We start from the raw sequence: 13,969 nt of genomic DNA on the forward strand, positions 1-13,969 counted from the left end.
CTCAGTGCCCCTTCTCTTCGCGGTACATTGACCAGAGGAAATAAGCGATGAAGCACAGCATGATCAGGAACAGGATGACCGCGATGGCCGCGCCGTACCCCATGCGGAAGCCATATTCGGACAGGGCGACCTCGAACATGTAGTAAGCCAAGACGCGGGAGGAGCCGAAGGGGCCGCCCTGAGTCATGATTGAGATAAGGTCAAAGCTGCGCAGAGCACCGATGATGGTGACAACGAAGGCGATGAAAGTAGCGGGCCGCAGTTGCGGCAGGATGATGTGCCAGAGCATCCGCATGCCTTTGGCCCCATCAAGACGCCCGGCTTCGATCTGTTCGGGGTCAACGGCATTCAGGCCGGTGAGGTACAAGATCATGCAATACGCGGTTTGAGGCCAGAGGCCCGCCAAGATGATGCCATAGGTGACAAAACGTTCGTCTCCCAGGACATTCAGGGGTCCGGCGCCGAAAAAGCCCAGGAACTCGTTGAGAAGTCCGAAAGTCGGATCGTAGAACCATGTAAAGACGAGGCCCACAACTACCTGAGAGATGACGAACGGGAAGAAGAAAAGCGACTTGTAGAGGCGAATGCCCCAGACCGTCTGGTTCAGGAACAGCGCAATGAACAAGCCGGCGGGAATTGCAGCCAGATACAGGATCAGCCAGATCAGGTTGTTTTTGAGAGAGATGTAAAATGCATCCCGGTCAACCCATTCCCAGTACAAATCCTCGTAGTTGCGGAACCCGACATATTCAGCCGCACCAAGACCGTCCCATTCATAAAGCGACAGGTTAAAGGACTGAAACACCGGAATGATCACATAGACCATAAAGAACAGCAGGCCGGGGGCCAGAAACAGCCAGGGCGCGATGCGCTGCTGATTTCTGTGAAACCAGCTTTCCTGTTCGGGGACGTCGACGGCAGACATGCGGATACTCATGGTTTAGGTGGAAGGAGCAAGGCGAGTTGGCACCCGCCTTACACAGGTTCAGGTGCAGGCCGGGCGTGTGCCCGGCCCGACGACCGGATTAGTTTTCGTAAATGCGCTCACGTGCGCGTTCCAGCTTGGCCAGGATACGGTCCAGATTGTCCGGTTTGACCATGAATTCCTGGAAGCCTTCCATAGACACTTTTGCCATTTCCGCCGGTGCATCCCGGTCCCAGAATTGCGCCACGCCGCCCGGGCTGTTCGACGACAACATCTGGAAGCCCTGCTGGAGGAACTTGTCATCATCCACCGAGGATTGTGCGTTCACCGGCAATTGCCCAAGGTTCGAGCCATTGTTGATTTCGGTCTGCTCTTCCGCAGAGACCACAAAGCGCAGGAACTCACGCGCTGCTTCCTTGTTCGATGCGTTCGCAGGAATGTGGAATGTATCTGTCGGGGCATCTTCAGCCATTTCGACATCAGGGTTGATGGACACGAACTGGTAGAAGTCCAGCTGATCGTCGGTCAAGCCGCCATCCCTTAGCGGCGCGACAGCGAAATTCCCCATCAGATATGCAGCCGCTTCGCCGTTTACCATGAAGGGCAGGGCCTCTTGCCAGCTGTAGGTCTGGTGATTGTCGATGAACGCGCCCATGTCGATCAACTGTTTCCAGTTGGCGAAGGTTTGCTTGACCCGGTCGTCTTCCCAGCTGATTTCGCCATTGGCAAGCTGGTTGTGGAAGTCGAAGCCGTTGGTGCGCATATTCAGGTAGTCGAACCAGCCGCCTGCGGTCCACAGGAATTTGGTGCCGATGGTATAGCAGGCGCGGCCTGAGTCGACGATTTTCTGGCAGTTGGCCAGTTCCTCTTCCCAGGTGGTGGGTTCGCTAAGGCCCAACTCATCAAAGATGTCTTTGCGGTAATAAACGCCCCACTGGTAGTAGGTGTAGGGTACACCCCATTGCTTGTCATCGATGGTCATCGCGCCCTTGGTCGAGGCGAGGTTTTCAGCAATCTCAGGCTCGGCCCATAGGTCCGAAACATCCTCGAACAGGCCTGCTTCGACATAAGGCTTCATACGGTTGGCGGCATACCACGTGGCAACGTCCGGCGTGTCGGCGGTCAGGAAGTTGCGGATTTGCGTCTTATACGCCTCGCGGTCGATCACTGTGGTTTCGATTTCCAGCCCCGGGTGCTTTTCAGCGAAGCGGCCGATCATCGCTTCCATAGTCGCGCGCGGCGCCGGGTTGGATGTGTCCAGGAAAATCCGCAGCTCACCAGTGAGTTCGGCATAGGCCGGAACGGCAAGTGCAACGCTCATGGCCAGCGCGGCCGTTGTGCGCTTGTAGATGGAATGCATGGTTTCCTCCCTTAGCTTCCACATTTAGGTTCCACATAGTGAAACTTAGTTTTATATATTGAAAACTACACATCGACTCGGTTAGTCTTGTCAAGACCCACGTGCTGTCGGCCGTGGGCAAACGGAGGAGAAAAGCGCCCGTGGCAGGTGAAGGAACAATTGGGAAAGCATGCGATGTGCTGGATCAGGTGGCTGCATTCGGACGCCCGGTCCGTTTCGCGGAGCTGCTGGACAACAGCAGTTTCCCCAAGGCGACGTTGTACCGGTTTCTGCAATCGCTGACCCACCAAAGGATGTTGTCCTACGATCCCGACCGTCAGACCTATGCACCTGGCCTGAGGTTGGTGCGGTTGGCGCATGATGCCTGGACCCAAAGCTCACTGGCCCCGATTGCCCGCCCGTTTCTCGACGCGCTAAGTCAGGAAACAGGGGAAACAGTTCACCTTGCACAGCTTGATTCCAGTCAGGTTTTGTATGTCGACAAACGTAACGCAGCGCAGCCGGTCGAGATGTTCTCGCAAGCTGGCAAAGTCGGCCCCGCATACTGCACAGGCGTCGGCAAGGCGATGTTGGCGCATCTGGATGACGAGGCGTTGACCAAGGCGGTGTCGCAACAAAGCTATCACCGGTTTACCGACAAGACACTGACCTCGGAACAGGCGCTACGCGCGGATCTGGAACTGATCCGGCAGCGCGGATATGCGATCGACGATGAAGAGCACGAGCCCGGCATCATCTGCATAGCATGCCCGATCCTGACTTCGGGCGGGCGCATGTTGGGCGCAATTTCCGTAACCGGTTTCACGGAACGGATGGATTTCACCCAGCTTGAAGCCTGGATTCCCCGTGTCCGCCATGTGGCCGATCAGATCGGCGCGGAAGCTCAGGCATGGCAATTCCCAGAATCCCGTAGGACCACCCGCAAAGACAGGATGCATGCGACATGACCGGAGTTACACTAAACGGCGCGATCAAGCGGTACGGCCAGACACAGGTTATTCACGGCATAGATCTTGAGATCGAAGATGGTGAATTCTGCGTATTTGTGGGTCCGTCAGGTTGCGGCAAGTCCACCCTTCTTCGAATGATCGCCGGGCTTGAGGAAACGACCGAAGGGCAAATCAACATCGGTTCGCGGGATGTAACCCATATGGACCCGGCCAAACGTGGCGTGGCAATGGTGTTTCAGACCTATGCTCTCTACCCGCACATGTCGGTGGCGGAAAACATGGGCTTCGGTTTGCGCATGAATGGCGTCTCGAAAACCGAAATCGACAAGAAGGTGCACGAAGCATCGGAAATTCTGAAGCTGGACCAGTACCTGAAACGCAAGCCGAAGGCTTTGTCGGGTGGCCAGCGGCAAAGGGTGGCCATCGGGCGCGCCATTGTTCGCGGGCCCGAAGTGTTCCTGTTTGATGAGCCGCTTTCGAACCTCGATGCCGAGTTGCGGGTCGAGATGCGGGTCGAGATTGCGCGACTGCACAACGAAATCGGCGCGACGATGATTTATGTCACGCACGATCAGGTCGAAGCGATGACCATGGCCGACAAGATCGTTGTGCTGCGGGACGGGCGGATCGAACAGGTCGGCGCTCCGATGGATTTGTACCGTGATCCGGACAATCGGTTTGTGGCCGGTTTCATTGGCTCGCCCGCGATGAATTTTCTGGAATGCGATGTCGTTGATGGTCAGGTCAGTCATCCTGCACTCAATCAGTCGATTCCGGTTACGGCGTCCGTGCCTTCGGGGGCCAACAAGGTCACACTGGGCATTCGGCCAGAGCATATCCAGATTGATCGCGGCAGCGAGACCTGCACCGTTGACCTGACCGAAGCGCTTGGCGGGGTGTCGTATTCTTACCTGGTAACGCCGAATGGCGACCGGTTGATTGTCGAAGAACGCGACGATCAACGCAGCACGCAGGGCGAGCGAATTGGCATTTCGGTCCGACCTGACCGCGCATTACTGTTCGACCCCGAAACCGGGCAGCGCCTGCGCTGAATCTGACACCTGAACCCTGATCAAACAGCGCGTCGAGCCACCGGTTCGGCGCGTTTTGCTTTGGCGTAGAATTTTTATGGATTTTGTATCCAATATCCGTTATTTCGATTCGAAACGGCTCTGACCTGATTTCCTCCTGCCGTACGAAACGCTGCTTCCAAAGGATTTGCCCCATGCCAAAAAATGTCTTCACCGGCACCATGCCCGCCCTCATGACGCCCTGCACACGGGACCGCAAACCGGATTATGACGCACTGGTCCGCAAGGGTCAGGAGATGATAGATGCAGGGATGTCTGCAGTTGTCTATTGCGGTTCGATGGGGGATTGGCCCCTGCTGACCGACGAACAGCGGATGGAGGGGGTCGAGCGTCTGGTGGCCGCCGGACTTCCGGTTGTCGTGGGCACCGGGGCCATAAACACAAAATCCGCCGTGGCCCATGCCGCCCACGCGCAAAAAGTGGGCGCCGCCGGCCTGATGGTGATCCCGCGCGTTCTGTCACGTGGCAGTTCGCCGGCGGCGCAGAAGAACCATTTTAGAGATATTCTGACTGCGGCGCCCGACATTCCTGCCGTGATCTACAACAGCCCCTATTACGGATTCGCCACCCGCGCCGAGTTGTTCTTTGCGCTGCGGGCCGAACACTCCAATCTGATCGGGTTCAAGGAATTCGGTGGCAAGGACGATCTGCGCTACGCAGCTGAGAACATCACCAGTCAGGATGACAATGTGACCCTGATGGTAGGCGTCGATACCGAAGTCTTTCATGGCTTTGTAAACTGTGGCGCGACCGGTTCGATTACCGGAATCGGCAATGCGCTGCCGCGCGAGGCGCTGTTGCTGGCGGCGTTGTCGCAAAAAGCCGCCACCGGAAGCGCCGAGGCCCGTTTGCGCGCTCAGGAATTGACCGAGGCGTTCCATGTTCTTTCCAGCTTTGACGAAGGCCCCGATCTGGTGCTCTATTACAAGCATCTGTTAGTGCTGAACGGTGAACCGGAATACCGCCTGCACTTTAACGAAAGCGATGAGTTGAATGATGCACAGCGCAACTATTGTGAACAGCAGTATGAACTGTTCAAAAGCTGGTTCGCCGACTGGTCAGCGCAGGGCGGGGTGATCGCTGAATGCATGTGATCGACAGCCATACCGGGGGCGAGCCCACGCGGGTGATCCTGGATGGCGCACCTGATCTGGGCAATGGACCTCTGGCCGAACGAGCCCGGCGACTGGCAACCGAGCATGAGGAGTTTTACCGCTCCATCATGCTCGAGCCGCGCGGGCAACCGGCCATGGTCGGCGCATTGCTGGTCGAACCGGTTGATCCGACTTGTGTGACCGGCGTGATCTATTTTGACGTAGACGCGGTGCTTGGCATGTGTGGTCATGGCACCATTGGTCTGACCGTGACATTGGCCCACTTGGGTCGGATCGGGCAGGGCACCCATCGCATCGAAACTCCTGCGGGGGTGGTGACGGTCGAATTGCATGACGCAAACACGGTGACCGTCACAAACATCGAAAGCCGGCGGGTACAGCGCTCAGCCACCCTGGACGTGCCGGACAACGGGCCGGTGACGGGCGATCTGGCTTATGGTGGCAACTGGTTCTTTATTGTCGATCCCAGTCCAATTCCGGTTTGTGTCGGGAATATCGCAAAGCTGACGAACATGGCCGTCGCCATCCGCGAGGCTTCGATTGCGCAGTGTATTGGCGGCGAACAGGGTGAACCGGTTGATCATGTAATCTTTCAGGGAACGTCCTCGACGGATGGTGTGCACAGCCGCAACTTTGTTCTTTGTCCGGATGACAATTACGACCGCTCGCCCTGCGGCACCGGTAGTTCGGCACGGCTGGCCTGTTTGGCGGCGGATGGAAAACTGGCCCCGGGCGAGGAGATCGTGCAGGAATCTGTTATCGGAAGCACCTATCGCCTGTCTTATCAGCCGGGCCCGAATGGAGGTGTCATACCCTCGATTACCGGGCAGGCCCATGTCATGGCCGAGGCGAAGCTGATCTTTGCCGAAAATGATCCGTTCAAAGACGGGATTGCGACGTGACGCATTCGGACGTGGTGATAATCGGTGCCGGTGTCATCGGCATAACAACTGCGCTTGAGCTGCAGCGTCGGGGTCATAATGTCCGCGTGCTGGACCGCGAAGGCGTCGCGGCGCAGGCTTCTGCCGGCAATGCCGGAGCGTTTGCCCTGACCGAGGTCGAGCCGCTGGCGACGCCGGGCATCATGCGCAAGGCACCCAAATGGTTGCTGGATCCGCTGGGGCCTTTATCAATTCCCCCTGCATATGCCCTGAAGATCATTCCTTGGATGATGCGGTTCTGGCAGGCCAGCCGTCCGCGCCGGTATCACGAACTACTGGCCGCCCAGGCGGGTCTTATGCGCCTGTCGGGCGCTGCGCTGGAGCGTCTGATTTCGGACGTCGATGGCGAGGCGCTGATTCAGCGGGATGGTCAGATGCAGCTTTACGAAGGCGAGGCAGAGTTTCGTGCCAGCCTGCCCGGATGGGAAACACGCCGCCGTCACGGGATCGCGTTTGAACTGCTGGAAAACCGTGAAGCCATTGCCGAGTTGCAGCCTGGTCTCAGCCCCCGCTTTACTCATGCCGGTTTCACACCGGGTTGGATGAACACGGTCGATCCAAAAACTTGGGTAGGCCATCTGGCGCAAGCGTTTCTGGATCGCGGCGGCCGGATCGAGCAAATGGAGATTCGCGCCGTTACTCCCCGGGACACATCGGTGCAACTGAGCCATGCCGGTGGAACGGTTGAGGCCGACAAGGTTGTCGTCGCTTCCGGTGCGTGGTCGCATGAACTGGCGCGCACTCTGGGCGATCACATCCCTCTGGAGACCGAGCGCGGGTATAACACGACCCTGTCCGAGGGCGCCTTCGATCTGCGGATGCATCTGACCTTTTCCCGCCACGGATTCGTGGCCAGTCGTATTAATGGCGGCGTGCGCATCGGGGGTGCTGTCGAGCTTGGTGGGCTGAAACTGCCACCGAATTACCGGAGGGCGGAAACCCTTTTGCAAAAGGCGACGCAGTTCCTGCCGGGGCTCAGGACCGAAGGTGGCACGCAATGGATGGGATTCCGCCCGTCGCTGCCCGACAGTATTCCGGTGATCGGCCCTGCACGCCGTTCCCGCAATGTGATTTATGCGTTTGGCCATGGTCATCTGGGTTTGACACAGTCAGCAGGGACCGCTGAAATGGTCGCCGACCTCCTTGTCGATAATACTCCTGAGATTTCCCCTGATCCTTTTTCTGCCACCCGGTTTTAAGGAGCCCTCATGCGCAGCGTGAAGACAATTCATGTGATTTCAGCCCATGCCGAAGGCGAGGTCGGGGATGTGATCGTTGGCGGTGTCGCGCCGCCCCCGGGCGACACGCTGTGGGACCAGCGTTCGTTCATCGCGAAAGACCAGACCTTACGAAATTTCGTTCTGAACGAACCGCGGGGCGGAGTGTTTCGACATGTAAACCTGCTGGTGCCGCCCAAACATCCTGACGCTGATGCGGGATTCATCATCATGGAACCTGAAGATACGCCGCCGATGTCCGGATCGAATTCGATCTGCGTATCGACCGTGTTGCTGGATGGCGGCATCGTCCCGATGCAGGAGCCCGAAACCCATCTGACGCTGGAGGCGCCCGGCGGCCTGGTCCGTGTCCGGGCCGAGTGCGAGGGCGGCAAGGCCAGACGTATCTTTGTGCAGAACCTGCGCAGCTTTGCCGACAAGCTCGGCGTTCCACTCGAAGTTTCGGGCGTGGGAACGTTGCAGGTCGATACGGCCTTTGGAGGCGACAGTTTCGTTGTCGTCGATGCCGCCGCTCTGGGCTTTGAGATCACCGAAGACGAGGCGCGTGACATCGCGCGTATGGGGGTTGCAATCACAAATGCGGCGAATGAACAGATTGGTTTTTCCCATCCCGAAAACCCGGATTGGGATCACATCTCCTTCTGTGCCTTCTGCGGTCCTTTGGAGGAATCTCCCGAAGGGGTGCGCGGCAAGTCCGCTGTGGCCATTCAACCGGGTAAAGTCGATCGCTCACCCACCGGCACGGCGGTCTCGGCACGCATGGCGTTGATGGCCGCCAAAGGACAGATGCAGGTCGGGCAGACGTTCGAAGCCATTTCCATCATCGGTTCGCGCTTTACCGGCCGAATCGTCGAGGCAACACGGCTGGGCGATCGCGCGGCTATTGTCCCAGAGATCAGCGGCCAGGGCTGGATTACCGGCATTCACCAACACATGCTGGATCCCGATGACCCTTGGCCGGGCGGCTATCGTCTGAGCGATACCTGGGGCGTCTGAGGCAGCAAGGCCTAACCTGTTTCTGCGCCGTTTCATCTGGTTCACCTAACCCCGTGTCAATTTGCGCGCGTTCCGGTGATTGATCCCGGGGCCATCCTGTTTTATGGGAGGCCCTGTCAAATCAGAGTAACCAAGGGGCAGCATCCTGATCGTGCCCCTGCCGCGCCACGTTGATGTGGCATCAACTCTTGGATCGCACGCCCCTGAAAGGCTTAAAAAAGGTAAGGGAATATGGCAGAAAAATCGAACTTCGATATATTGTATACCATTGTAGACGAAGCGCCGGAACTGGCGAGCGCATCGTTCCTGCCCATCATTCGCAAGTTCGCTTCGGCCGCTGGCGTAAGTGTCGGCACCAAGGATATTTCGCTGGCGGGCCGCATTCTGGCAACCTTCCCCGAGAACCTGACCGAAGATCAGCGCATCACAGACGATCTGGCCGCACTGGGTGAACTGGTCAAGACACCCGACGCCAACGTAATCAAGCTGCCGAATATCTCGGCGTCGGTCCCGCAGCTGGTTGCAGCCATCGAAGAGCTGCAATCGCAGGGCTACAATATTCCGGACTACCCGGAAGAGCCTTCGACTGACGAGGAAAAGGCGATCCGCGCACGTTATGACGCCATCAAAGGTTCGGCTGTTAACCCGGTACTGCGTGAGGGCAACTCGGATCGTCGCGCGGCCCGTGCGGTCAAGAACTACGCTCAGAAGAACCCGCATTCGATGGGTGAGTGGGTGTCGGACAGCAAAACCAAAGTGTCTTCCATGTCTGGCAACGATTTCTATGCCAATGAGAAATCAGCCACCATCACGGCTGCTCAGGCGGGTGATGCCAAGATCGAATTTGTTGGCAAGGACGGCAGCGTGACCGTTCTGAAAGATGCCTGGCCTCTGGCTGAAGGTACTGTTGCCGACGCGACCTGCATGTCGGTCAAGGCGCTGTCTTCGTTCCTGGCGGACGCCATCGAGGACACTAAAAAAGATGGGACCATGTTCTCGCTGCACATGAAGGCGACGATGATGAAGGTCTCGGACCCGATCATCTTCGGCTATGCGGTCAAGGCATGGCTGGCGCCAGTGTTCGAGAAGTTTGGCGCGGAACTGGACGCTATGGGCGTGAACCCGAACTCTGGTCTGGGTGATCTTTTGGATCGCGTGAAGGGCAACGCCGACATCGTGGCCGCGATCGACGCGATCAAGGCGGACCGTCCGTCGATGTACATGGTCGATAGCGACAAGGGCATCACCAACCTGCACGTCCCGTCGGACGTGATTATCGACGCGTCGATGCCCGCGGTGATCCGTGCAGGCGGCAAGGGTTGGGACGAGACCGGTGGGAAGGGTGATACCAATTGTGTGATACCCGACCGCTGCTATGCGCCCGTCTATGATGAGGCCATCAACTTCTTCAAAGCCAACGGCGCGCTGAACCCGGCAACTGCCGGTGCCGTGGCCAATGTTGGCTTGATGGCGCAGAAGGCGGAAGAATACGGCTCGCACCCGACCACCTTCCAAGCACCCGCCGATGGCACGATCCGTATCGTATTGGCCAATGGTGAGACGCTGCATTCGCATGAGGTCGAAAAGGGCGACATCTGGCGGTCCTGCACCGTCAAAATGGCTCCGATCGAGAACTGGATTGAGCTGGCGATGGACCGTCAGCGCCTGACCGGTTCCGAGGCGATCTTCTGGTTGGACGCAAACCGCGCCCATGACGCTGAACTGATCAATTACGTCAAACCGGCCCTTGAGGCGGCTGGCGTTGCTGACAAATTTCTGATCATGGCCCCGCGTGAAGCAACCCGTCAGTCACTGGAGACCATCACGGCAGGTAAGGACAGCATCGCCATTACCGGTAACGTGCTGCGTGATTACCTGACCGATCTGTTCCCGATCCTTGAACTCGGCACCTCGGCCAAAATGCTGTCCATCGTCAAGCTGATGAACGGTGGTGGGTTGTTCGAAACCGGTGCGGGTGGTTCGGCGCCCAAGCACGTGCAGCAGTTGGTGGAAGAGAACCACCTGCGTTGGGACTCGATGGGCGAGTTCTGTGCGCTGGGTGAATCGCTGAACTTCCTGGCTGACAGCAAGGGCAATGCTAAGGCCGGGGTTCTGGGATCAGCGGCCGAAGCGGCCACGCAAGGCATTCTGGACAACAACAAATCGCCAAGCCGCAAGGTTGGCCAGCCTGACAACCGCGACAGCCACTACTGGTTTGCACGATATTGGGCCGAGGCGCTGGCTGCGCAATCCGATGACGCCGATCTGGCCGCCGATTTTGCCCCGGTTGCCAAAGAGTTGGCCGACAAGGAAGAGCAAATCCTGTCGGAACTGGCTGCGGCGCAAGGCGCGCCTGCCGATCTGGGTGGATACTATCACGCAGATCCGACGAAGGCAGCTGCAGTTATGCGCCCCAGCGCGACGCTGAACGCCATTATCGGGTAAAATTATCCGGGGCCGCGCGTACCTGTGCGGCCCTTTACGGATAGTAAATATCCAATGAGCCAAGTAAAAAGGGACTGACCCCCAAAGTCAGTCCCTTTTCAAGTGAGTGGAGAGGCTCAGGCCTCACCGGTGCTGTTGGGCTCAGAATATCAAACCCGGCAGCTTCCGATATTGGGGGTTTCCCGTAGTTGGGGTGTTTTTTGCCCGTCCGAAAGCAGACCGAGTGCCGTTATTTGGATATTGGCGCTGGCAGGCTGAGATAATGCAGCCGCTTCATTTCCCGCAGTCCGACGGTCACCGTGTCCAGAATAGTCCCGGATACAAAGGACAAAAAGGCGATCAGCTTAGGCTTCTTTCAGTTCCGTGATGCGGCGCCCAACCGCCATATCCAGGCCAGGGCATTGGGTTATCACGAACAAAAAAGGGGCCGGGTGTGGAACCGGCCCCAGTGTATCAGCTGAACCGAGGGATCAGTTCGACGCTGCCATAAGTTTCTCGTTGTGCTCGCGCAGCGTGTCAGAAACGATGGCGTACCATTCGCCGGATTCACGCATTTCGTTCAGGCCCTTGTTCAGCATCGCCAGATACTGCTTGCCGAACGGGTTGCTCCGGTGGCTGATGAAGCGCAGCGACGACAGCGAGGTTACGAAGGGGTTTTCTACCATGTCGTTCTGGTTCAGGCCCATTTCGACCATGGTGTCTGAGAACAACTGAACTTCGAACGTCGCGACGTCGGCGGTACCTGTCAGAACAGCGTCGAGGCATTCGCGCGCAGTGATCGGCTGCATCAGGGTCATGGATTCGCCGTTGTGCAGGCCTTCCTGTTCCAGATCGTGGATGAACCAGCCGTCCATGCGGCAGATGGTGGACCCTTTCAGCTCTTCAAAAGTTGTCGCGCTTGCATAGCTGCTTTCCGGCAGGGTGTAGAACCCGACCACGATGTCATAAACCGGAACGGACGAGTCGAACTGGGTGCAGCGCACTTCAGTTTCCCACGACCATTCGTAGGTGCGGTTGGTGCAGTCGGGCATGTTCCACGCCATGGATACGTCAAACGCCCCCAAAGGCAGCAGCGTTTCCAGGTGCGAGTTCCAGTCGTCCACGAAGCTGACCGAATAGTCGCGGGCGTTGCCGCCACGCTGCAGGGCAGTGGTGCCCAGGCGGGTGATTGCACCACCGCCGTTCAGCGATTCATCGGCAAACGGCGCCCAGCCATTGCCGGTGACCAGTTTGATCGGCGGTTGGTAGACGCTCGACCGCTTGACGCTGGCCGCGCGCTGTTCTTCCGCGGCGATGATTTCCTGTGCGGTCTGCCCGTTGGGCAGGCTACCGTCTTCACAGGGCAGAGCCAGAACCAGGCCCGGCTCCAGTGCGTTCGGGTTCGTAATGACGTTGCGGTTCGCGTTGAAGATCGGCTGATAGTTCGACGTTCCATAAGCCGCGATGGCGATGGTAGCCATCGTATCGCCATCCTCGACGGTGTAGTTGGTACAGGCTTCCTGTGCCGCCGCCGCGGTTGCGCTCAGTGCTGTGACGGCGGTGGCCGACATTACCACTTTCTTCAGATCAATATTAAACATGTCCACTTCCTCCAGACTTTCTTTTGTGTCAGGCCGATTGCGGCCTTAGCCATTTTCCATTTGGTGACGCAGGGCGGTCGACACGATGTCGCGCCATTCGCCCGATTGCTGCATGATTGCCAGACCCTGGTTCAGCGTCTCAAGGATTGCCTCCCCGTCAGGATTGTCCTTGTGGGTCATGATGTTAAGTGACTTGATAGCCGCCAGATTGGGGTTTTCGACGATGCGGTGTTCGTAACCCAGCCGACCGATTGCTTCGACCGCCAGGTGGGCCTCGATGGCGACGATGTCGGCGGTGCCATCCATGACGGCGTGAAAGCAGTCATCCGGTGAAACCGGGCGCATCAACTTGATCGCCGGCTCGTAAAGGCCGACCGTATCCATGTGCGACAGAGACCAGCCTTCGGGTCGGCAGATCGTGGTGCCCGCGAAATCCGCGTAGGTCAGTGTCTGTTCATAGCCCGAACCTTCGCGGGCGAAGAAGGTGTCAACAACTTCGTAGAACGGGTTGGAAAAATTGTAGGTCTCACACCGCGAACGGTCCTTGTCGGAAAGGGCTTCGGCCTCTTCGCAATTGGGGCGCGACCAGGGGAATGTCGCGTCGAACGCCAGCGTCGGCATCAGCAGATCCAGATGCGACGACCAGTCGTTGACGAACTGGATCTTGTAGGATTGCTCGGGCGCGGCCCGCAGCATCGCGGTTTCGACCAGATAGGTATATAGCCCGCGGTTCGGCAGCGCCTCATCCGTGAAGGGTGCATAATTTCCGCCGGTGATCAGCAAAATCTGGCGATCACGAACCTCGGGCCGCTCATTCTCGCCTGCGTTGCGGATCAGCGCTGCTGCTTCGGCGCGCGCGGCTTCAATTTCTTCTTTGGCCGCCGCTTTGGCCTCGATCACAGCGTCTTCGCTGGCCTTCTTGGCCTCGGCTTCGGCTGCTGCAACGCGGGCTTCGGCGTCGGCAATGGCTTTTTCGGCCCGCTCTTCTGCGGCTTTCACCAACTCGGCAGCCATTTCCGCGGCGATGCGTCCGGCTTCGGTATCCGGCACTGCTGCCTCGCGTCCGACCTCTTCAAGGCAGGGGAAAGTCAGAATATCGCCGACCCGAATGATGTTCGGGTTCGAGCCGATGACATCCCGGTTCGCGTCGTAGATAAACCGATAGTCTTCAGTCGAATAGACCTGTATCGCCAGTTCCCGGAGGCTGTCGCCTCGCTGAATCTCATAGGTACTGCACGCCTCTTGCGCCGAGGCCGCGCCCGTCGCGGCTGCAAGAGCCAGACTTGATATGATCAGATGGTTTCTCATGGGTCCTGTTGCTTTGCCTG

11 protein-coding genes are annotated in these 13,969 nt (G+C 58.2%); 7 read left to right on the top strand and 4 right to left on the bottom strand.

The genetic code is table 11. The annotated features are described in order from the left end of the window. Position 1 precedes the first annotated feature (1 nt). Complete coding sequence (locus tag ACR0JW_RS15250; RefSeq protein ID WP_170611206.1) at positions 2-925, bottom strand: carbohydrate ABC transporter permease; 924 nt, start codon at positions 923-925, stop codon at positions 2-4. Between the two features lie 100 nt (positions 926-1,025). Continuing rightward, positions 1,026-2,285 (bottom strand): ABC transporter substrate-binding protein, encoded by a 1,260-nt coding sequence (locus tag ACR0JW_RS15255; RefSeq protein WP_170611203.1) that lies wholly within the window; start codon positions 2,283-2,285, stop codon positions 1,026-1,028. 140 nt (positions 2,286-2,425) lie between these two features. Between ACR0JW_RS15255 and ACR0JW_RS15260 the strand changes: the two genes are divergently transcribed. From ACR0JW_RS15260 to ACR0JW_RS15290, 7 genes are all read left to right on the top strand, one after another. Beyond that, the gene (locus tag ACR0JW_RS15260; RefSeq protein ID WP_170611200.1) at positions 2,426-3,232 is read left to right on the top strand and encodes an IclR family transcriptional regulator; all 807 of its coding nucleotides are present in this window, start codon (positions 2,426-2,428) and stop codon (positions 3,230-3,232) included. Then, positions 3,229-4,287: a sn-glycerol-3-phosphate ABC transporter ATP-binding protein UgpC gene (locus tag ACR0JW_RS15265; RefSeq protein ID WP_170681349.1), complete on the top strand. Its 1,059-nt coding sequence runs from the start codon at positions 3,229-3,231 to the stop codon at positions 4,285-4,287. The genes ACR0JW_RS15260 and ACR0JW_RS15265 overlap by 4 nt, the downstream gene beginning before the upstream one ends. Positions 4,288-4,460: 173 nt before the next feature. Further along, a complete protein-coding gene (locus ACR0JW_RS15270) occupies positions 4,461-5,420 on the top strand; it encodes a dihydrodipicolinate synthase family protein (protein ID WP_170825005.1) in 960 nt (319 codons plus the stop codon). Next, positions 5,411-6,343, top strand: coding sequence for a 4-hydroxyproline epimerase (locus ACR0JW_RS15275; protein ID WP_480714144.1), 933 nt, complete (start codon positions 5,411-5,413; stop codon positions 6,341-6,343). The genes ACR0JW_RS15270 and ACR0JW_RS15275 overlap by 10 nt, the downstream gene beginning before the upstream one ends. Continuing rightward, complete coding sequence (locus ACR0JW_RS15280; RefSeq protein WP_170681355.1) at positions 6,340-7,581, top strand: NAD(P)/FAD-dependent oxidoreductase; 1,242 nt, start codon at positions 6,340-6,342, stop codon at positions 7,579-7,581. Before ACR0JW_RS15275 ends, ACR0JW_RS15280 begins: the two co-directional genes overlap by 4 nt. 9 nt (positions 7,582-7,590) lie before the next feature. Further along, positions 7,591-8,616, top strand: a complete 1,026-nt coding sequence (locus ACR0JW_RS15285) for a trans-3-hydroxy-L-proline dehydratase (RefSeq protein WP_480714145.1) — start codon at positions 7,591-7,593, stop codon at positions 8,614-8,616. A 231-nt stretch (positions 8,617-8,847) separates the two neighbouring features. After that, on the top strand, positions 8,848-11,061 hold the full coding sequence (locus tag ACR0JW_RS15290) for an NADP-dependent isocitrate dehydrogenase (protein WP_170681359.1): 2,214 nt from the start codon (positions 8,848-8,850) through the stop codon (positions 11,059-11,061). Between the two features lie 470 nt (positions 11,062-11,531). Here the strand turns inward: ACR0JW_RS15290 and ACR0JW_RS15295 are convergent, their stop codons facing one another. Both ACR0JW_RS15295 and ACR0JW_RS15300 read right to left on the bottom strand, forming a co-directional pair. Further along, positions 11,532-12,641 (bottom strand): transporter substrate-binding domain-containing protein, encoded by a 1,110-nt coding sequence (locus ACR0JW_RS15295; RefSeq protein ID WP_170611179.1) that lies wholly within the window; start codon positions 12,639-12,641, stop codon positions 11,532-11,534. A 45-nt stretch (positions 12,642-12,686) separates the two neighbouring features. Next, complete coding sequence (locus tag ACR0JW_RS15300; RefSeq protein WP_170681363.1) at positions 12,687-13,949, bottom strand: transporter substrate-binding domain-containing protein; 1,263 nt, start codon at positions 13,947-13,949, stop codon at positions 12,687-12,689. Between the last annotated feature and the right edge of the window lie 20 nt (positions 13,950-13,969).

It is taken from the genome of Ruegeria sp. BG6 (assembly GCF_056538465.1).